The organism is Marinomonas phaeophyticola, from assembly GCF_026966905.1.
GTDB classification, from domain to species: Bacteria; Pseudomonadota; Gammaproteobacteria; order Pseudomonadales; family Marinomonadaceae; genus Marinomonas; species Marinomonas phaeophyticola.
In genome coordinates this window covers 53,995-75,420 of the sequence record NZ_JAPUBN010000021.1, presented here as the reverse complement: position 1 = coordinate 75,420, position 21,426 = coordinate 53,995, and the positions used below count along the sequence as shown (strand labels likewise).

The window sequence follows — 21,426 nt, the reverse complement described above, 5'->3', positions numbered from 1 at the left end:
GAGCATTAAACTAATGCACTGTATTTGATTTTTGCACCAAAATAGATAAGGACAATCTATCTTTTGTATTTGTTTTTTTAAAAATGCTTGTCATGTGTGATTTAACCGTTCGTTCTGTAATCAGCATTTCAGATGCAATCTGCTTGTTACTTAATCCTTGGCTAATATAAGACACAACTTCTCGTTCCTTTTCTGACAGTGGTTTCAACTCTCCATTCAAAGATACATTTTCTACGTTTCCCCCCATAGAGTTAGCAACGATCAAATTATCAATAAATGCTTTGCCACTCCATATCTCCCCCATACCAACAACAGATAAGACAGTCTCTAACTGCTTCTTGCCAATATAAGGACTACATTGTCCATTAATCCCTTGTGATAAAACCCTCAATGCCGCCGTTTGACTAGGTCTATTGGGAAATACAATAATTTTTAAATGAGGATATGCACGACGAACTAATACCGCATTTTCTACCATTTGAGAAAAATTATGTCCATCTAGATAGATAAAACAATAGTCTATTTGGTTGTGGTTTTGCTTTTCAAATACCGCTTTCAATTCATCCATTGATAACGCTCTTATAAGCGATGCATCTGATGGTACTATCTTCAACCAATGAGACCAAACAGATTCATTTACATTCCAACAAAGTATTTTCAAAATAGTCCTCAATAACCTAAAGGATAATTGGTAATTTTCACAAACCAACAAAGTATGTTCAGTAAACTTTTGTAACCATTACAAAGATAAGGAATTATTTTTGTAATTATCTTTCTCTTAAGGAGTTTTGCTGCGCTTTCAATATTGGTTTAAGCAAATAGTCTAACAGACTCTTTTTACCAGTAAGAACATCAACTGTCGCCTGCATTCCAGGAATAATAGGCAAAGGTGCTTCCTCTGTCCCTAAAAAGTTCTTATCGGTTCTAACCCGAACAATATAGAAACTATTTCCTTCTTCATCCAATATAGTATCCGCTGTTATATTATCTACTACTCCCGTTAAACCACCATAGATAGAAAAATCATAAGCGGATAGCTTCACCACCGCACCCAGTCCTGGCTTAATAAAGCCAATATCTTCTGGGCGTATCTTAGACTCTATTAATAAAGAATCTTCTAATGGAACAATTTCCATTAAGTTTTGACCTGGCTGAATTACACCACCAACGGTATTAATTTGTAGCTGCTTAACGATACCTTTTACTTGCGAGCGCACCTGTGTTCGTTGAACTTTGTCTTGTAAAGAAACATTCACTTCAGCAAGTTGCTCAAGTTTACTTCTTACACCCGTCAAGTCCTCTTGAGCTTCTGCTCGATATTTAGCATCATTTTCAAGTAACTTTGTGCGTGCTTCAACCAATGCTGATTTCGCCCTTGGTAAAGCAAGTTGAGTTGCTTTCATTTCACCTTTCAATTGGTTTACTTGTCGTTCTAGCTGTAATAACTCAACTTTAGAAACCGCGCCTTGATCGTAAGCAGGACGAGTCAGCGTTAACTCTTCATTCGCAAGCTCAAACCCTGTCCTTAAGTTATTAAGTTTTGCTTCTAATTCAATGATTTCTTGTTCTTTTTGCAAAACCTGTTGCTCAAAAACGGCCCGATTCGCAGATAAGGATTCCCGTCGGTTTTCATATAAGGACATTTCACGTCGAACCACTTCAGGATAATTAGTTCGGGTTTCTTGATCAAAGCGTGGAGCATTCACTCCCGTTGCCTCAGCAGTTAGGCGAGCAGCACGAACGAGTAAACCAACATACTCGGCTTGCCGTTCTCTTAAACTCGACAAAGCTTCTGTATTTTCAATGGTCATTAACAGTTGGCTCTTCTCAACAGTTTGACCAACAGCCACATGAATTTCTTTTAAAATACCACCCTCAAGATTCTGTACTATCTGAACTTGGCTAGAAGGTATTACTTTACCTTGACCAACCGTTACTTCATCAAGTTCAGTATAGTTAGCCCAAACAAGCCCGCAAATAACAAAGACTAAAATGCTCCAAAGAATCGTTCTTCCTCCTTTTGGAGAGCGCAACATTAGGGCGGCATTTCGGTTTGAGAGATAGTCTAAATCTCCTTGCTCGACCTGATTTAACGCACCATTCTTAAGGCTTGGAGGATCCTCTAAAAAATCAAAAACTTGTTTCGCTTTCTCTTTTACATTCGCATACAAACTCTGTATTTTTTCTAATATACTTAATACCCTTTGCTGAACACCATCGGGTAAATGTGAAAATAATATACGTACTTTTGTTTTAACAAGAGTAAAAAAGAACCTCACTTTTATACGACAAACACCATATACCTGCCTAACCCTAGCACCGAATATAAGCAACACTTGCTTTACGCTCTCCGGTAAACGGTCAAATAAACGCCCTATCACCTCTTTGCATAGAATCAATAAACGTCCAATTTTATCGAGTAGATGAACAAATACATTTTTTTCGTTATCTAAAGGGTCACTCATATTAACTTACCTTCAACTTACCTTGACGAAGCGCTTCATGTACTTGCGCTTTCGGTCCATCAGCAATTAAACGACCATTATCCATAACAATGAGACGATCAACCATATCAAGCATTGACGCTTTATGAGTAATTAAAATAAGAGTCTTGTCTTTTCCCGCATCAATCAAACGGCGTTTCATTCGAGTTTCGGTCGTATTATCCATGGAAGCAGTAGGCTCATCTAAAATTAAAATCGGCGGATCGAATAACATTGCTCTAGCAATAGCGATACTTTGCCTTTGGCCACCGGATAATAATGCTCCCCTTTCTCCTACAGAGCTGTCTAAGCCACTTGGTTTTCGGTTAGCAAATTCGGCAACACCAGATATTTCAGCCGCTTTGATAATAGACTCATCTTCAACATAGGGGACACCCAAAACAATGTTGTCCTTAATGCTGCCATAGAAAAGAGAAATATCTTGAGAAACAGCGCCAATATTTCGCCTTAAATCCGTTGGGTTGATTTGCCTTAAATCAACACCATCAATCCTGACAGCCCCCTCTGATGGATGGTATAGCCCTGTCATTAATTTACCTAAAGTTGATTTTCCAGAACCAATGCGTCCAATAATGCCAACTTTTTCACCCTGTCTTATAGTAAAACTAATGTTTGAAATGGCCGCTTGTTCTTCATCTGGGTATGAAAAATTCACCGATTCGAACTGAAACTCCCCGTTAAAGCTTGAGCGATGGACGTATTTTACACCATCAGGCCTCTCTACATCTGAATCCATTATTTCTTGTAGAGCCATGAAGGCAGACTTAGCTTGGTTATATTTTGTTGCTAAACTGGCTACCTGAGCCATAGGTCCGAGGGCTCTTCCAGTCAGCATAACAGCCGCAATCAATGCCCCCATACTCATTTCATGTTCAGAGATCTGATAAACACCAATAATGACCATGACAACGGTAGTCAATTGCTGCACAACCATAGCAAAATTAGAGCAAGACTGGGCGAGTTGACGCGTTTTTACCCCCCAATCAGCGATATTTCCAACCGCATCTTCCCATTGTTTCTGTAAGACGCCTTCAGCATTATTCAGTTTTACACTTTCAGCATTAGATAAACTCTCAATCAACACCGCATGCTTTTGAGATGCTGTTTTTGAACTTTCCGTAATCGATCGCTTTAATGGAACTTGTATAATTAGGCTGTATGAAACAATCAAAAAAATTGCAATTAATGGTATGTAAGCGACAGGGCCACCAATCATCCAAATGACGGCAATAATTAAAAACATAAAAGGGATATCAACAAGTGTCGTAATACTCGCTGAAGTAATAAACTCTCTAATACTTTCAAATTCTTGAAGGTTCTTTGCGAACGCCCCTACAGACCTAGGTCGAGACGCCATATTGATATGGTTAACTTTAGCAAATATGGTTGATGATATCAAAATTTCAGATTTTTTCCCTGCAATATCAATAAAGTAAGCTCTGAACGTACGCAATAAAAAATCAAACCCGTAAACAACTATTGCACCTATTGCTAACACCCATAAGGTATCAAATGCATTATTAGGTACCACTCTATCGTATACATTCATAACAAACAGAGGGCTCGCCACAGCAAATAAATTAATTAATAAAGAGGCAAAAATAACATCTCTATAAATTCTCCATGATTGGGTAATTGTCCCCCAAAACCAATGTCTTTTAGACTCTTCCGTGTCTGCTTTTTCTTCCGATCGTTTATCAAATCGATACTGAGGCCTTACAAAAAAACAATATCCAGTATACATATCCGTGAGTTCATCTAAATCAATAGACACTTCACCTTCACCAGACTCAGGAAGAAAAATTTGCGCAACGTTTTTATCGTTATTGATTTCTAATAACACGCAAGCCTGTTGATCTTTTAAAAGCAATACGGTTGGTAATACAGCTATCGGTATTTTATTAAACGGACGTTTTACAAAACGTGCCACTATGCCAACTTTTTTGGAGGCACGTTGAAACATTTCTGGAGTAAGAAAATCATCAGTAAGAGGAAGGCCCGCTCGAATAGCATCAGCCGTGTAAGGGTTACCAAAATACTTACTTATCAGCACCAAAGAGTCTAACAGTGGGTTTGGGTAACTGAGACTCGCTCCATTAACAGACCACTGGGTTTTAGATACAGGCTCTTCTGATTCAAAATTTGTTGAACGATTCTTCACGCTGTCTTTCTTTTCTAAACTATCATTACTTTCTGAAAGGGTTCTATTTTCAGTGGAACTGTTCAGAGACTCAGAAGTTGTATTTTCGGAGTGTGGCATGCCATATCTCTCTTAATTTAAATCACTTTTACATCTAAGATAACGCTATATAACTAAGAATACTAATCAAACTCTCCATAGAATAGTTCTTCTTAGACAAATTGGAAAGCTCTGCTACAATTGATTATTGCATTTATATCAAGGAATTAGTCATGTTATACGCAAAAATAGATGAGCATGGTGTCATCATTGACGTTTCTACAGAACAAAGTGATGAATACCGAAAATTAGTTGCACCAAACGACCCCAATGTCACTCAAATTTTAGAAGATAAAATTAGTAATACTCAGGCACAAGGAATGTTATCGAATTCAGATTCAGATATGATGAGGATTCTTGAAGATTTAATCGACTTATTAACTGAAAAGCGCCTCCTTCAATTTACTGAACTTCCAATAGCGGCACAGAAAAAAATCCTTAGTCGAAAATGGGTTCGTGGCTTGCATGTATCTAATGATGATAACCTGATAGATGAACACTTCCCAGAAGACAATGACTCTCTTATTTAATTGAGTCTCTTGCTACAAGCACTTTATCTAGGTAGCAAAAGCCTCAACCAGCAATCATTTACATATCTTCTGCTCGGCCTAGAATAAAGCCTTGAGCGCCATAAATATCAAATCGTTGTAGAATCTCCAACTGTTTACTGCTCTCTACACCAGTAGCAATGACCTGTATGTTAAGGCTATTAAACATTTTACACAGTGTGTGCATAAAGAAAGATTCGGATTGTTTACCAACGGCCAGTTTTGTATAGGAAGGATCCACTTTGACATAGTCAGGCATGAGTTTTTGTAGATATTGAAATGCGGAAAACTGCTTGCCTACATTATCAATACCAAAGGTTACATTGTGCTTCTTAATTACTTGCACTAATAGAAAAGCATGATCCTCGGTCGACAGAACGCTTTGTTCTGAAACTTCAAATGACATTTTTTCTTTGATTTCTTTGCTCAGCTCTTTCAATCGACTGTCGAGCCAAGAGACAAATGCAGGCTTAATGTACGCAGAAGCAGATAAATTTATTACTAATGGAACTTGTGGTCGATGCAATGCAACGTAATCAATAACCATATTAATGATGACCTGATCTACTTTATCTCCTAGATCAAACTGCTCAGCTAATCCAATAAAATACCCAGCATGATATTGCTGGCCTTGGTATTCAAGACTTGCAAACACTTCCTTTTGCAGAATATGCTCTTGATTAGATAACTCTGTCACTCTCTGCTTTCTAAGCCTAAAAGATTTATGTTCTATTGCAAAATCGAGCATTTTCTTCCACTCTATACGCCCAATAGCCATATGTTGCCCAGTATCAATATCAAAGACTTTAACTCCATTTGAGCCTATCGCTTTCGCTGCCCGCAGAGCCGCATCGGCTTCTGCCATGGCTTTAGATTTATCCGCGGTTGAATCTAGGAGAACAGCGCCAATATTGGCCACTGATTCCGAATAAGGTACTCTTATAGCAACTAATTCTTTTAACGACTCCATGATGTTTGCCACAGTAGTTTCTAAACGCTCTAAATCTATATGAGACATTAGAATAACAAAATCAGCACCAGACATACGAGCAACAATTGTCGATGAAATACTCCACTTAACGTGCTCAGTTAAAATTTCTGCTGCCTGCTTAATAAATGTATCAGCGGCCTCATACCCTCGCTCATTATTTAGCTTTGCTAGGTCAAACAGACTAATCAAAATCAATCCATCCATTGTTCTATCAGATTCAACAAAGTGAGCCGTCGCTTGGCTTTCATAAAAATTACGATTACCAAGACCACTTACAGGGTCTTTAAAAGCCTTTGCTTGCAACCATTGAGCGGTTTCAGCTTCCGCTGCAAATTCCTTCTCTAATTTTTCTGCCATCCGATTCATCGAAAGTACAACAGAACGTAACTCTCGGGTTTTTGGGACATAGTCCATTTTGACAAAGTTTCTTTGTTGAATCGCTTCGGCTTGAGCTTCAACAGCCGCCAATGGTTTAAACAATTGACGTAAAGCAACAGTGCCAATGAGTAAAGATAAAGATCCTATAATTACAAACGATATAACCAAATCTCGAGTGGCTAACCAAAGTTGATAATATCCATAACCAGCACTACCTGTCACATAGACTTGCCCTAGCTCATTCCAACCATTGGAAATTACGGCACTTGCAACAGGCTCATCGAACTCAACTAAGTTAAGAAACCATTCAGGCACTCCGACAACCTGATTCGAATTAACCCGCTTAATATAAGTATCCGTTTCATAAATATGTACTTTCACTGCAGAGAAGTAACCACTGTCAAATACAGCTTGGACATTACTATCAACAGAAACATAGTCCTGTTCGCCCATAAAATCAGAAATAGACATACTAAGAGACGTTGCAGAATCCTGAGTTGTTAATTCTAATTGGTTCACTAAATATACTTTTGTGGTATTAAAGTTAATGCCCATTACAACTATTAGCATCAAAGAGAATATAGCTATAATCGTAATCATCAACTGCTTAAAAAGCGTCATTTTTTTCTCCAGGTTTAATTAAATGTCGTTAGACGACTATTTAAATCTGTCCACAAACTTAATCTTGACGAGCCACCAACCAACACACCTCGACCTTTTTCTTTCGATAACCATAAGTTCTTTGCGTTAAAAGAGTAAATAGGTAATAGATCTCTTCTTTTGTTTGCAGGCTTCAAGGTTTTATCAAGGTTATCTAACAATACTGGTATTGCCGTAGGTTTATGATAATAGGCTAAAACCATATGATGCTGGTCTAACGTTAATGCCTTAACATACACTAAACGTAACTTTTCGTCGGGAACACCGAGTTCACGTAATGAAAAATACTTGGCGATAGTAAAGTCTTCACAATCCCCTCCACGAGTCCCAAGAAACTCAATTGGCGTAGCCCAATAATCTTCTTTGCCCCAATGGATAATATCGTCAACAAAATCCATCTGATTAAAAAAGTCATTCACTGCAACTAGCTTTTCAAGATCAGTACCGTCTCGAACCTCGTCTAGAGTACTTCTCCATGTAATAATTCTTTTTCTGCATCAACGCCGTATTTACGAGCTACTTTTTTGGCGAGTTCTAGGTATTTATCTGAACTGTCTGCAATAAGGGACCCTGCCATAAACACTAAGGCACATAGAATCATCAGAAATGACTTTCTAATACTCATCTCAACACTACGATCTATGCAGTACGGACATCGTGGTTATTTTCCATTCTTTTTTTCAAATTCAGCAAGTTGCTCAGGAGTGGCCTTCTTTTGGTACTTATCTTTCCAATCACCATAGGGTTCACCATAAACAAATTCTCTTGCTTTGTCATAATCCATATCGACCCCTCGATCATTACACTCAGCCATGTACCATTTACTTAAACAGTTACGGCAAAAATCAGCGAGATTCATTAACTCAATATTTTGAACTTCTTTATGTTCATCCAAATGCTTTAACAATCGTTGTAATACCGCCGCTTCGATTTCATTTTGTTTATCTGTCATACATTTTCTCATTTACAGTTTAAGAATTAACTCAACATTTGGCTTACTGAAGGCATTTTTCGCCATTGCAATGTCTGCGCTTGCAAAAAAAGCGTCTCATCGAAGACAAATCGGATAGCTCAAGACATTCCAAAGTATAGACACAGGCCTCAAAAGTGGAGAGCGCTTTTTCTTTGGATGTTTTTCGAATCACATAGTTCCCATTCGGTGGCGATAAAAAGTGTTTCGTCGAAATACGACCAAACACCTCACTAGTGTGATACATAGCAAACGCTTTACGCCAGGTTGCATCGATTAAAATAAAACCTTCTAAGGTTTCGCGCTCATTTTCTGACATGGTTTCCAATGGCATTGAATGATCGCATGGATAAATAAGGCACCATTTACTTAAATCCAGTTGGCGAAGTTTGGTGACAACATCGACTTCAGACGTCACTACCACTACCTCAACTCTTGAGAATGCTAGTTTTAATAACCTAACAGAATTTTTTGGATGAAGCGCCTCTTTTGCATTTTGGAACACAATTATCCTAAGGTTAGTATGAACATTAGGGATTAAGTCACACACACAATTCTGCTTTAAGTATTCACAACATGTACATACTGGTCTTGGCATTAGAGATACGACTGTATCGAAGTTATTGAGTTAATATACTTAAATACTTTTTAACTACATTATCCCAACCTAGATCTAAAGACTCAGCGGTTAATGCATGCCCTATAGACACCTCTGTAATTAATCCATTTTCACAAAATTTGCCTACATTTTCTAAATCAAGATCGTGGCCAGCATTTACCTCTAAGCCAGCGTTTTTCGCAGCTTGGGCCGCCTCTTGATATTGAGCTAAACAGGCGTTTTCTAACTCAGTTGAAAACGCATTTGCATAAGCTTCTGTGTAAAGCTCGACACGATCGGCTCCAATATTTTTAGCCATTTGCATGCTTTCCGAATCAGGGTCCATAAACAAAACCACACGAATACCTTTATCTTTAAGTCTAGCAATTATAGGCCTAAGAACATCCTGATCTCTTCCTAAATTCCAACCGTGGTCAGATGTAAGTTGATTTGGGTCATCTGGGACCAAGGTACATTGATCTGGAACCACTTCTAAAACGACTTTCAAAAAATTTTCATCGGGAAAGCCTTCTATATTCAACTCTCGACCAGGATAACGAGAAATCAAACTCTTAAGGTCATAAGCATCTTGATAAGTAGCATGACGTTGATCCGGTCTTGGGTGTATGGTTACACCGAATGCACCAAGCGCTAAAACACGTTCAGCCATCACCACCATATTAGGGTAATCTCTACCACGAGAATTACGTAACAAACCGATTTTATTCAGGTTTACACTCAAATGCGTCATAAATCACTCTCAAAAAAATTTCCATTAGTATAAAGTAATCCTTTACAGAATTTTAAGCTCTTTCTGATAAGTTACTTTTTAATCTCGTCTTTTCATTATAAAAACACTATTTCTGAAGTAATTTATCTTATTTAACTGAATTATTGAACTTTTTCTAAGTGCCGCTATTCTAAGTCACTCATACATCATGATATAGATGAATATAATTATGAAACTGTGGCTGATTTCTGTTTTTTCTCTCACATTAATGGCATGTTCCAATCAAAAACAAGAACTGGATAACAACTCTGAAACAACCAAACGCGTTAAATCCACCCCTAACCTACTGTCTCAACATACATTGACCCCTTCCTTATATTCACTGCATTACGTCAGTAACCATAATGTAGATAAACCCAATTTATTATTTGTTCATGGAACACCTGGTAGTTGGGGCTCTTTTTCTCGCTATTTTGAAGACCCAGAATTAATGAAAGCATACAATATCAATGCGTTAGATAGGCCTGGGTGGGGGAGTCTTCCTACCCAGATGGCCCATTCCCTAAGACATTATCCGATCAATCTCGTCTAATTGCCCCTATACTTGAAGATATATGGAATAAAACCCAGAAAAAAACGCTTGTTATTGGACATTCCTTAGGGGGATCATTAGTACCAAAACTCGCCGTTGATTATCCAGAATACATTAGCGGAGTGATCATTCTTGCTGGCGACATAGGGCCTAGGTTAGCAGAAGCTCGTTGGTTTAATTACGCTTTAGATATGCTACCTAAGCAATGGGTTCCTGAATTCTGGTATAACTCGAATCAAGAAGTATTGGAATTAATGCCTGAATTGGAGCGACTTCAAAATGAATTCAGCCAATTATCATTACCGGTTGTGGTACTTCAAGGTACCGAAGATGATCTTGTCAGACCTAAAAATGCCTCATTTTCTGAGTCCCTATTTCCAAATGTTAACGTTATTTGGTTAGAAGGTGCCAGTCATATAATCAATATCACTCATGCTGACGACGTCAAGAAAGCAATTCAATCGTTTCATTAATTGGATGATTTTGTACAATAGTCAATTTCATTTATACAATAACCGATGAGATAGAAGTCATAATGACAGAGAACTATGAGCCTTTCGAAAATATTTTTAATCGTGCTGCCGCAAGGCATAATGGCGAAGCCTTTTTAATACAGAGTTTATCTTCCCCTTTATCTACTGAAAGCCTGTATCATATAAGTGATGATCGCTGGTTAGCAGCCATGACCCAAAAGATATTCCAGTCAGGAATCAATTGGCAGGTTGTCAGAAATAAATGGGAAGGATTCGAGGACGTTTTCTTTGGTTTTGATATTGAAAAAATGACACTAATTGCCGATGAAATGTGGGAAGAGAAAGCCAAAGACACCCGTATCATTCGCCATTTAGGAAAAGTACTAACTATTAGAGATAATGCTTTAATGATGCATGATGCCCAACAAACTCATGGCTCTTTTGCTAAATTGGTGGCGGACTGGCCAAGCTCTGATATTACCAATCTATGGCTCTACCTAAAAAAACACGGCAAACGTTTAGGAGGTAATACCGGTCCTTATTCATTACGAGTGATGGGAAAAGATACTTTTTTACTGACCAAAGACGTAGAAGGTTATTTAAGAAATAGAGAGATCATCACTACAGGGAGAGACACTCAAGCTGCACTTGCCGCCGCGCAAACCGCCTTTAATTATTGGCATGAAGAAAGTGGCCTACCCTATTGTCAAATTAGCCAATGCATTGCTTTTAGCGTTAATGCTTAACTAACCTTGATTTTCAATAAACTACCCAAACATTAGAGTACAATCTAATCCCCCTGTTAATGGAGTATTTCATGGCCGATTTTCGTATCGACATTATTTCTGACTTTGTCTGCCCTTGGAGTTACCTTGGGTATAATCGCTTAAAACAGGCCATTGATCAGCTCGGTGAAGACTATCGCTTTGATATAAAATGGCAACCTTTTGAATTACACCCAGAGATCGCTTCGAACGGTGTCGAGAGAGAGTCTTATCTTGAGAAGAAATTTGGTAGCTTAGAAAAACTTACAGAAGCTACCCATGCCCTACAACAAATAGGTATTGAAGAAGGTATCCAATTCAATTTTACCGACAAGGATGTTTTACCTAATACCTTTTTGGCCCATAGGCTCATCATGATTGCCAATAAAGAAGACCTTAGTACACAACTCGCCCTGGCTTTGTACCATGCTTATTTTACTGAGGGCAAAAATATTGGTGATGTTGATGTATTAACAGATATCGCAAAAGTAGTTGGTTTAAAAGAAGACGCTATTGAAGAAGCTTTTACTGAAAAGTCCAAGCTCATTGTAGAAAAGAAAATGCAACGTTTTAAAGAAGTTGAGATACTGTCAGCTCCCACCTATGTGATTGATGACAAATTTGTCATCCACGGTGCCCATACACCAGATTCATTCTTTAAAGTACTGACGGACATTGCAAAAAATAAATAATACGCCTAAGCACACCTCTCTTCTTTTCTAAAAGCTCATTCAAAAATGAGATGTCGTAATGCACTAAAATACGACACCTCATTTACTCTTACTCTAACGACTCAACATTATTAAGACAGATCAGAGTTAGCTTGAGCACTTTTACCTTCACCTAATCGAATTTCAAATGAATCAACTCGTTGGAAGCCTCTAGGGAGTTTTAGCCCTCTTCGCCCCCTTTCTCCTCTGTATTCTTCTAAATCTTTAGACGTCATAGACAAGAAACGTTTGCCTGAATGAGCAAGCAAGAGATCTTCGGGTAATACACTTGTCACCGTTTGTAAATACTCTTCACGAGACGCGGCTCTAGCCGGAGGAATACTCAACATTTTATTGCCTTTACCTTTCGACATCTGCGGTAATGAGCTGGCTTTAAAAACCAGCATTCTACCTTCATTAGACACTACGGCAATATCACTCTCTTCAGGGGAGGCCACTGGAATTGGCGGCACGACATGAGCACCTACAGGTAATGTTAATGATGCTTTACCTGCTTTATTCTTCGCATGTAAATCACCCAATCTAGCAATAAAACCATAGCCAGCATCACTTGCTAATAAAAAATAACTATCATCCGCGTCCAGCATAGCCGCAACAATCTGAACGTCTTTGTCTAAACTTATACGTCCAGTTACAGGTTCTCCTTGGCCTCTTGCAGAAGGTAGTTGATGTGCTTTCAAAGAGTAAGTTCGGCCATTAGACGCCAATAACACTAAAGTTTGATTTGATCGCCCTTTTGTTGATAACAGATATTCATCACCAGATTTGTAACTCAGTCCAGCCACATCAATATCATGGCCTTTAGCCGCTCTAATCCACCCCTGCTTTGATAAGACTACGGTAATAGGGTCGTTTGATAACAGGTCTTCTTCGCTAAATGCCTGTGATTCTTTGCGAGCGACAATTGGAGTACGTCTATCGTCACCATGTTGTTCAATTGCTTCTTCAATTTCTTTAGTGATCAATTTTTTAAGCTTAGATTCTGATGACAATAAACCTTCTAACTGCTTCCTTTCCTTTTCAAGCTCATCTTGCTCACCACGAATACGCATTTCTTCTAGCTTTGCTAGATGGCGAAGTTTTAACTCTAGAATAGCTTCTGCTTGAATATCGGTTATACCAAAACGTTCCATTAATACTGGTTTTGGTTTATCTTCAGCGCGAATAATTTCGATAACTTCATCAATATTTAAAAAGGCGACTAATAGACCTTCTAAAATATGTAATCTATTAATAACCTTGTCTAAACGGAATTGTAAACGCCTACGAACAACATGGATTCGAAAGCGCAACCACTCAACAAGAAACGGTTTTAACCCTTTAACCTGAGGCAACCCATCCAGTCCAATTACATTCATATTAACACGGTAGGAACGCTCCAAATCAGTTGTAGCGAACAAATGCGTCATCACAGCATCAACATCTACACGATTTGATTTTGGCACTATCACCAAACGAGTTGGATTTTGATGATCTGATTCATCTCGTAAATCTACGACCATTGGTAGTTTTTTAGATTGCATTTGAGCGGCTATTTGTTCAAGAATTTTATTTCCAGAAACTTGATGAGGCAACTCATTGATAACGATATCGCCTTCTTCTATAGAGTACCTCGCTCTCGCTTTAATCTGACCTTTACCCGTTTCATAAAGCTTTCTTAAATCCGCTTTTGACGTGGTTAACTCCCCTCCGGTTGGGAAATCAGGTCCTTTCACAAATTCCAGTAAATCGTCTAATTCAGATTTTGGATTATTCAATAAATGTATACAAGCCGCACCCACTTCTCTTAAGTTATGAGGAGGGATATCCGTTGCCATGCCTACCGCAATACCCGTAGTCCCGTTAAGCAACAAATTTGGTAATCGTGCCGGTAAAACAGAGGGTTCATTCAGTGTTCCATCAAAGTTTGGAACCCAATCCACCGTTCCTTGAGCAACCTCTCTTAATAGAACATCCGCATACTTAGACAGACGCGATTCAGTATAACGCATTGCCGCAAACGATTTAGGATCATCCGGGGCCCCCCAGTTTCCTTGCCCATCAACTAATGGGTAACGATAGGAAAAGGGTTGCGCCATTAATACCATGGCCTCATAGCAGGCACTGTCGCCGTGAGGGTGGAACTTACCGAGCACATCACCCACCGTTCTCGCTGATTTTTTATACTTCGCAGAGGCTTTTAAGCCTAATTCGCTCATAGCATAAACGATACGCCTCTGAACAGGCTTTAAACCATCTCCGATATGCGGCAAGGCTCTGTCCAAAATAACGTACATAGAATAATTTAAATACGCTTTTTCGGTATAATCGCGTAACGAAAGCGTTTCGTTTTCTTCAAAATTTAGCAACTCAGACAAGGACTTATCCCTTTATAATTTTCGTTGTATCTATACTATAAAGAATGCAGCTAGAAACCTGCAACTTTAATATAAACTTAAATCAAACATTATGTTATTGAATTTGTCTAATGCGACATGATTCAATAACCACTTAACCTATTAAATGAAGACGTACCCGCCCTATGCCGTTTTTAAATTCTAAGCCATTAAATCTGTCATCACCACGAACCATGAATTTAATCGGCAAAAATGGTATGAAAAACTTACTATGTTTCAGTGAAAACATGAAAATATATCAGGAGCACTTCTTTCAAAATGAAGTTCAGCAACGCTTTTACCGATACACTACTGATTGTTATTTATTCATCTTGGATGGCCAAGCCTTCATCCAAAATGGAGACCAAGAACGCTCTATAAAAAAACATCAAGGGGTCTGGTTAAAAGCAGGTAGTAATAATAAATTGGTGCCAATAAGCCATCGTTTTGAATGTTTAATTGTTACCTTTCAAAACTCAACCGCTGCTTTAACGTTTACAGAGTTCATGCAAGTTCAATCTACCGGCACAGCTGAAAAGTCTAATTCACCACCCAGCAATACACGCTGGATATTGTCAAGCCATCCACTGGTAAAGATTGAAATTGAGCTTATACCCAAAAAATGCCATGGACCATTACAATATCATCGATCCACTCAAAAGTTCCTTGTTAGTTTAACCGACACAATACAGATCATCCAAACTGGAAAAGAGCATGTATTAGAAGCAAAGAGCGGATTAATTTTTACACCTAATAGTAAGCACAAAATTATCAATAATAATGAACATTCGGTACAAATTCTAAATATTTATTCACCAAGAGTAGATAGAGATAAAGTGTTAGTTATCAATAAAACAGAACATTAAAATAAACCAGACAGATACCTACTCTTTATCTAAGAATTAATGCCGTCATAATATGGTCTTCCCAGTTACCTGCGATTTTCAAGTAATTTCTCGCTTTACCTTCTTTCTCAAAGCCTAAAGAATGCAATACCCTTGCACTTTTTTCATTATGAGGCATGTAATTCGCCATAATTCGGTCAATATTCATTTCTTCATTTACATACTTAATACCGGCTGTCAAAGCTTCTTTCATATAGCCCTGCCCTTGATATTTTTCACTGACACTGTATCCAAGGTAGCAAGCTTGAAACACACCGCGAACAACAGATGAATAATTACTGTACGCTAAAATTTCAGTTTCATCTTTGTTTAAAAGACAAAGCACAACGCCTTTATCTCGAATGAAGTCTTTTCTCATTTCATTAACCCTTAATACCGCCGTTTCCAGACTGTAATAACTTTCGTGCCTCATAGGTTCCCAGGGCTCAAAAAAAGCTTTGTTACTCTTAACATATTGATGCAATAAGGGCGCATGGCGATCTTCTAAAAGCATTAAAACACCGCGAGGGGTTGCTATCTTTGGAAACTTCGTTTTTAACATATCACTGTCTAAATTACTAAAACCGTATTCTCTTTCTACTTTAACGACTTTGACATCATAAGATTCAAACCAAAACTCTTTGCTCATTTTTTGAACACGGTCATGAAAAGTATGCTCTTTCCATGACTTAATACTGGCTAGGTCTTTCCAGTACGAAATTAAAATGTGAATTTCATCAGATGAGGTTTCAACACCTAAAAAACCTTCTTGCATTGAAGCCAGATCAATCATTTTATCAAGTAAAGCTTTATATATAACATCTGACTGAATGAGTTTACTGGTAAATATAACCGCATAATAAGGTAGAGAAGGTTTTTCATTATATAGAGACACAATATTTTTCCATGCAATTGAATAAAAAATAGCCAAGTAGTGTTAAAACAGTTTATAGTTGTAACATTGATATAGATTTTTTATCTATGAAGTGTATTTCTACATATTTCTCCAGAGCATACCTATTTTATCGTTCTGTTGAGGAGGTTATTTCAACTTACGGGATAAGTTAAGTCAACAATATACACTTCTACTGCCTTCCCCTTTGGCAGTATTTCATTTTAAATGATTAGCCCGCATCTTATGCGGGCTTTTTTTATCATATAATTACTTATCCCAAGTTTGACCTGCGCCCGAAACAACGGCATTGTATTTTTCTGGTCTTCTGTCTCTGAATAATCCAAAAGCACGTCTTTCATGGCGAATGGCCTTTAAATCATAAGAGGCATATAATATGGTTTCTTCGGTACGATTCGCTTCAGCTATCTTCTCACCTGTTTCATTGGTCATAAAAGACGATCCATAAAACTCAATAAAACTGTTTTCTCCGAACTCTTTCCCTACTCGATTAGACGCAATCACGGGTGTCATATTCGCCGCCGCATGACCTTGCATTGTTCTTTGCCAATGATCCTTACTATCCAGATCCGGATAAGGTGGTTCTGAACCAATTGCCGTGGGGTAGAAGATTAACTCTGCACCATTCAATGCTAATGTACGTGCGAGTTCAGGAAACCACTGATCCCAACAGATACCACAACCAATTCGACCAAATTGCGTATCCCATACTTTTATCCCCGTATTACCAGGGGTAAAATAGTACTTTTCCTGATAGCCAGGGCCATCTGGTATATGAGTTTTTCGATACAGATCCAACACACTTCCGTCTGCATCAATGACAACTAAAGAATTGTAAAATGACTGTCCGTCTTTTTCGAAAAAGCTCACAGGCAAAACCACAGATAACTCTTTTGCAAGCAAAGACATTCTCGCCACAACATCACTTTCTTTTAAAGATTCTGCCCAATCAAAAAACTCCGGCTTTTGATCGATACAGAAATAAAAACCAGCAAAGAGTTCTTGTAATAGAATAATATTAGCGCCATTGTTCGCCGCTTCACGTACTTTGCTTTCAGCCTTTGTAATATTATTGGCTTTATTATCACCAACCGCCATCTGAATACAGGCGACTTTCACAAGAGAGTTCATTCTTTATTCCTCCAAATTTTCACGTAAAGCAGGCTGTTGCATTGTAATACAATGAATACCACCACCCCCTCTAAAAATAGGTAAAGCAAATACGGGAATCACATTATGTTCAGGAAATACTTGCTCAAAAATAGCCAAAGCAATGTCATCGTTAGGATCATTGAAAATAGGGACAATCACAGCGCCATTAACAATATAAAAGTTAATATAAGACAAAGGCAAAGGTTGCTCATTCCACATCTGTGGTGCGGGCTGTGGAATTTCAATGATATTAAATGAACGACCTTTAGCATCAACGGACTGCTCTAAGACCGCTTTGTTTTTCATATAGATAGAGTAGTTTGGATGCTCTGTATCTTCTGTAGACATGGTAATAACCGTACCGGGTTTGACGAAGGCGGCAATCACATCAACATGACCATCCGTATCTACATCTCCGAATATACCTTCTTCCAGCCAGATCACTTTACTGATGCCAAAGTAATGCTTCAGATTATTTTCTATTTCATTTTGAGATAGATCTGGGTTACGATTTGCATTCAATAAGCACTGTTTAGTGGTTAGTAATGTACCTTCTCCATCGAAATGCACACTTCCGCCTTCTAAAATCATCGAAATAGATTCAAATGAAGCCAGTTCCTCTGAATCATCTAAAGCGCGTATAAGATGGTCTCCAATCTCTTGATCCTTTGTGTATGGAGAAAACTTCTCTCCCCACGCATTAAATGCCCAATTGATAGCATGTAATTTATTGTCTTTCGTCACGGCAAAGAAAGGCAACACATCTCTAGCCCAAGAGTCATCGACACCTTTAATAAAAAAGGTAACCGTTGAATGGATATCCGCCAGTCTTTGAGATACCTCCTCAAAAAGCTCAGGATTAACAATCACGGTTACCGATTCATATTGAGCAATTGCCCTAATAACCTTTTCATAACTTTGCTTTGCAAGTTCTTCTTGCCCTTCCCAAATTTCAGTTCGGCAAGGCCAAATTACCCACGTTCTTGTGTGTTTTTCCCATTCCGCAGGCATTCTAACAGCATTCATAACAACACCATCGCTAATTAAATTAAGTAGGTATAGCCTTTTAATACTTTCTTACAAGTGGCTAAGAATTGCTCTTGATCGATTTCATCAAGTTTGCTTGAGGAAATTTTTTCCGTATAACGTTTTAAGAGCTCATTATCGTTATAACTGACATAGCGCAGCACATCTTGAACACTGTCTCCCATTAAGACATGATCAATTTTAAAGCCATCCTCTTCCAGATAAACATCTACAGAACTAGTGTCACCAAACAAATTGTGCAGATCTCCCAAGGTTTCTTGATAAGCACCCACTAAGAAAAAGCCCATCAAGTAATCTTCTTCCTTTGGTGGTGGGGGAGGCAATGGCAATGAACTTTCTAACCCTTGACCGTCAACATAACGATACAAACACCCATCGGAATCGCAGGTTACATCTTGAATCTTCCCTCGAAATGAAGGCTCTTGATCCAACCCTTGTAATGGGATAACAGGAAATACTTGATCAATACCCCAAGCATCAGGCATGGATTGAAAAACGGATAAATTGACAAATAATTTTTCAGCAAGGCGTTCATTAAGTTCATCGATGACGGCCCTATGCCCTCTATTACGATTATCCAATCGTGGAAGCAATAATCGACAAGACGCTAAAAATAGATTTTCTGCTAATGCTCTTTGCTCTAAGTTTAGCTGGCCATGGGTATACAAGGACAAAGCATCATTAAAATCATCCGATAAATCATGGTAAAGTTCTACCAGTGAACGCTTATCCTTGCCGCCTGACTCCAATACTTTTAAAGCATCCCAAAGACGTAGAATTTCCAGTTCACTGTCATCCTGAGGCTGACTCACAGTTAACAATTCAGCACCAGAAGAAAATACATTGGCAATCATCATGGCATGATGAGCCGTGACGGCTCGACCAGATTCAGAAATTAAATTTGGGTGGGGTAAATCATGCTGCTCACAAATATTGTGGAATGCAAACACAACGTTATTAGCATATTCACTGATACTATAGTTGGCTGAATACGCACTTTGTGAGCGAGTACCTTCATAATCAACACCTAAACCACCACCAACATCCACCCACTTTATAGGCACGCCCATTTGATGTAATTCAGAATAATAACGAGCACATTCTTTCAAGCTGTTTTGGATATCTCGGATACGGGTAATCTGTGAACCCAAATGGAAATGAATTAACTCTAAGTACTCGATAATATCGAGTTCACGTAACCTATCAATGGCTCTCATTAATTGTGATGTCGTTAGGCCAAATTTTGACTTCTCACCGCCACTATTCCCCCAATGTGTTGAACAGGTTGAAGCCAAGCGAATGCGAATACCGATTCTTGGCTTAACATTAATCTTCTCCGCTTCTTCTAAAATCCAATCAAGCTCATGCAATTTTTCAACCACTAAAAAAACTTTATGACCCATTTTCTCAGCCATTAGAGCAAGATTAATAAATTCTCTGTCTTTATAGCCATTGCAGACAATAATACCGCTTTGACTTTGGTGCATTGCCAATACGGCCATCAACTCAGGCTTACTGCCGGCTTCTAAACCAACCGCTTGGGGGTTCTCGGGCTGGCATCCAGTAATTTCTTCTACCACACGCCGCTGTTGATTCACCTTAATAGGGTAAACAATCGAATAGTCACCTTGATACTTATAATGCTGAATTGCATCCTGAAAAGAACCGGTTATTTTTTCAATTCTTGAATGTAATATATTAGGAAAACGCACCAAGGTCGGCAAAGGTATATTTTGCTCTTTTAAGGCTTTAGCAATCTCTGTTAGGTCAATATTTCTTTCTCTATCCGGTAGAGCAACGGCTCGCCCCTTATCATTGATTGAAAAAAAACCGGCGCTCCAATGATCGACATTGTACAAATCAATGGAATCTTTTACTGACCACTTTGACATATGGGTACCTTTAAACAAAAAGACTACGATGGCTCGCTATCTCTAAATGATAAAAAACCCCTAATCTTAAACTCAAAGACTAGGGGTGTATAAATAAATCTAAATGTATTTAACGCTTAATTTAAAAAGCATCCAATACGTATTGCGGCAAAGAGAAAGCCGCTTGATGTAATTCTGGCGTGTAAAAACGGGTTTTTATTCCAGAGACATCAAAACGAGCTCTTAATTCTTCAGCGGTTAACTGACGCAAGGCCTTGTTATCTGTTGCCCAAGCAAACGTCATAATACCACCGACATAAGTAGGTACCGCGGCGGAATAAAAATGCACATCATTGAAATAAGGTTGTAAACGCTGAGCCGTTGTTGTGACTTCATGCAACTGCATAAAACTCACACCATTTTGAGCAACAAATACTCCACCTTCATTTAAACAACGTTTACAGCCTTCATAAAAGCGAGAACTGAATAACACTTCACCCGGGCCTATAGGGTCGGTACAATCAGAAATAATAACGTCATACTTTTCGTTCGTCTCATTAACATAGTTCACACCATCCGCAATGACAACTTTTGCTTTAGGATGATCGTATGCTCCTGCAGAATGATTTGGCAAATATTTTGTACACATATCAATAACAGCTTGATCTATTTCAACTTGCGTAACTTGTTCAACGCCTTCATGACGTAGAACTTCACGTAACATACCACCATCACCACCGCCAATAATAAGAACCTTTTTCGCATTACCATGTGCGAACATAGGAACATGAGCCATCATTTCATGATAAACAAATTCATCTCGTTCCGTAGTTTGTATAACACCATCTAACGCCATAATACGGCCAAATTGCTGATTTTCAAAAATGACAAGATGCTGATGGTCTGTATCTAATTCAAAAAAAACTTGATCCACTTCAAAATTCTGTCCGTAACCAGCATGCAATGTTTCAGCTAACACTCTTTTATCTGTCATTTCGTTTATCTC

General features: G+C 38.4%; 21 protein-coding genes. 6 read left to right on the top strand and 15 right to left on the bottom strand.

From position 1 onward, the window contains the following. Positions 1-10: 10 nt before the first annotated feature. The 3 genes from O1D97_RS17750 to O1D97_RS17740 all read right to left on the bottom strand — a co-directional run bounded on the left by O1D97_RS17750 (position 11) and on the right by O1D97_RS17740 (position 4,764). The gene (locus O1D97_RS17750) at positions 11-661 is read right to left on the bottom strand and encodes a response regulator transcription factor (protein ID WP_269127511.1); all 651 of its coding nucleotides are present in this window, start codon (positions 659-661) and stop codon (positions 11-13) included. Positions 662-767: 106 nt separating this feature from the next. Continuing rightward, positions 768-2,465 carry an HlyD family type I secretion periplasmic adaptor subunit gene (locus O1D97_RS17745; RefSeq protein WP_269127510.1) on the bottom strand — a complete coding sequence of 566 codons (1,698 nt, stop codon included), beginning with the start codon at positions 2,463-2,465 and terminating at the stop codon, positions 768-770. Position 2,466: 1 nt separating this feature from the next. Continuing rightward, positions 2,467-4,764 carry a type I secretion system permease/ATPase gene (locus O1D97_RS17740; protein ID WP_269127509.1) on the bottom strand — a complete coding sequence of 766 codons (2,298 nt, stop codon included), beginning with the start codon at positions 4,762-4,764 and terminating at the stop codon, positions 2,467-2,469. Between the two features lie 152 nt (positions 4,765-4,916). On the opposite strand from O1D97_RS17740, the gene O1D97_RS17735 reads away from it, so the two are divergent. Then, positions 4,917-5,273: a hypothetical protein gene (locus O1D97_RS17735; protein ID WP_269127508.1), complete on the top strand. Its 357-nt coding sequence runs from the start codon at positions 4,917-4,919 to the stop codon at positions 5,271-5,273. A 58-nt stretch (positions 5,274-5,331) separates the two neighbouring features. Here the strand turns inward: O1D97_RS17735 and O1D97_RS17730 are convergent, their stop codons facing one another. From O1D97_RS17730 to O1D97_RS17710, 6 genes are read right to left on the bottom strand one after another with little or no spacing between them, the layout of a single operon-like run. Further along, positions 5,332-7,281, bottom strand: coding sequence for a bifunctional diguanylate cyclase/phosphodiesterase (locus tag O1D97_RS17730; RefSeq protein WP_269127507.1), 1,950 nt, complete (start codon positions 7,279-7,281; stop codon positions 5,332-5,334). 14 nt (positions 7,282-7,295) lie between these two features. Further along, positions 7,296-7,739 (bottom strand): transglutaminase-like cysteine peptidase, encoded by a 444-nt coding sequence (locus tag O1D97_RS17725; protein WP_330221510.1) that lies wholly within the window; start codon positions 7,737-7,739, stop codon positions 7,296-7,298. 41 nt (positions 7,740-7,780) lie between these two features. Next, a complete protein-coding gene (locus O1D97_RS19700) occupies positions 7,781-7,945 on the bottom strand; it encodes a hypothetical protein (protein WP_330221509.1) in 165 nt (54 codons plus the stop codon). A gap of 36 nt (positions 7,946-7,981) precedes the next feature. Beyond that, positions 7,982-8,272 carry a DUF1244 domain-containing protein gene (locus O1D97_RS17720; RefSeq protein ID WP_269127506.1) on the bottom strand — a complete coding sequence of 97 codons (291 nt, stop codon included), beginning with the start codon at positions 8,270-8,272 and terminating at the stop codon, positions 7,982-7,984. Between the two features lie 43 nt (positions 8,273-8,315). Continuing rightward, complete coding sequence (locus O1D97_RS17715; protein WP_269127505.1) at positions 8,316-8,888, bottom strand: DTW domain-containing protein; 573 nt, start codon at positions 8,886-8,888, stop codon at positions 8,316-8,318. Positions 8,889-8,910: 22 nt separating this feature from the next. Next, on the bottom strand, positions 8,911-9,639 hold the full coding sequence (locus tag O1D97_RS17710) for a pyridoxine 5'-phosphate synthase (RefSeq protein ID WP_269127504.1): 729 nt from the start codon (positions 9,637-9,639) through the stop codon (positions 8,911-8,913). A gap of 208 nt (positions 9,640-9,847) precedes the next feature. Between O1D97_RS17710 and O1D97_RS17705 the strand changes: the two genes are divergently transcribed. The 4 genes from O1D97_RS17705 (at position 9,848) to O1D97_RS17690 (ending at position 12,139) form a co-directional block, all read left to right on the top strand. Further along, positions 9,848-10,210 (top strand): alpha/beta fold hydrolase, encoded by a 363-nt coding sequence (locus O1D97_RS17705; protein ID WP_269127503.1) that lies wholly within the window; start codon positions 9,848-9,850, stop codon positions 10,208-10,210. Next, positions 10,147-10,683, top strand: a complete 537-nt coding sequence (locus O1D97_RS17700; protein WP_269127501.1) for an alpha/beta fold hydrolase — start codon at positions 10,147-10,149, stop codon at positions 10,681-10,683. The genes O1D97_RS17705 and O1D97_RS17700 overlap by 64 nt, the downstream gene beginning before the upstream one ends. A 62-nt stretch (positions 10,684-10,745) precedes the next feature. After that, the gene (locus O1D97_RS17695) at positions 10,746-11,429 is read left to right on the top strand and encodes a DNA-3-methyladenine glycosylase I (protein ID WP_269127500.1); all 684 of its coding nucleotides are present in this window, start codon (positions 10,746-10,748) and stop codon (positions 11,427-11,429) included. A 71-nt stretch (positions 11,430-11,500) separates the two neighbouring features. Further along, the gene (locus tag O1D97_RS17690; protein WP_269127499.1) at positions 11,501-12,139 is read left to right on the top strand and encodes a DsbA family oxidoreductase; all 639 of its coding nucleotides are present in this window, start codon (positions 11,501-11,503) and stop codon (positions 12,137-12,139) included. Positions 12,140-12,249: 110 nt separating this feature from the next. On the opposite strand, the gene parC is transcribed toward O1D97_RS17690, so the two are convergent. Beyond that, a complete protein-coding gene (gene parC / locus O1D97_RS17685) occupies positions 12,250-14,535 on the bottom strand; it encodes a DNA topoisomerase IV subunit A (protein ID WP_269127498.1) in 2,286 nt (761 codons plus the stop codon). Positions 14,536-14,699: 164 nt separating this feature from the next. On the opposite strand from parC, the gene O1D97_RS17680 reads away from it, so the two are divergent. Next, entirely contained in the window at positions 14,700-15,419 is a 720-nt protein-coding gene (locus O1D97_RS17680) for a cupin domain-containing protein (RefSeq protein ID WP_269127497.1), read from the top strand. 25 nt (positions 15,420-15,444) lie between these two features. Here the strand turns inward: O1D97_RS17680 and O1D97_RS17675 are convergent, their stop codons facing one another. The 5 genes from O1D97_RS17675 to speE form a co-directional block, all read right to left on the bottom strand. Next, complete coding sequence (locus tag O1D97_RS17675) at positions 15,445-16,332, bottom strand: GNAT family N-acetyltransferase (protein WP_269127496.1); 888 nt, start codon at positions 16,330-16,332, stop codon at positions 15,445-15,447. A gap of 267 nt (positions 16,333-16,599) precedes the next feature. Continuing rightward, the gene (gene aguB / locus O1D97_RS17670) at positions 16,600-17,481 is read right to left on the bottom strand and encodes an N-carbamoylputrescine amidase (RefSeq protein ID WP_269127494.1); all 882 of its coding nucleotides are present in this window, start codon (positions 17,479-17,481) and stop codon (positions 16,600-16,602) included. Between the two features lie 3 nt (positions 17,482-17,484). Beyond that, entirely contained in the window at positions 17,485-18,528 is a 1,044-nt protein-coding gene (locus O1D97_RS17665; RefSeq protein ID WP_269127493.1) for an agmatine deiminase family protein, read from the bottom strand. A gap of 17 nt (positions 18,529-18,545) precedes the next feature. Further along, the gene (gene speA / locus O1D97_RS17660; RefSeq protein WP_269127492.1) at positions 18,546-20,441 is read right to left on the bottom strand and encodes a biosynthetic arginine decarboxylase; all 1,896 of its coding nucleotides are present in this window, start codon (positions 20,439-20,441) and stop codon (positions 18,546-18,548) included. 121 nt (positions 20,442-20,562) lie between these two features. Next, a complete protein-coding gene (gene speE, locus O1D97_RS17655; RefSeq protein WP_269127491.1) occupies positions 20,563-21,414 on the bottom strand; it encodes a polyamine aminopropyltransferase in 852 nt (283 codons plus the stop codon). Positions 21,415-21,426 lie beyond the last annotated feature (12 nt).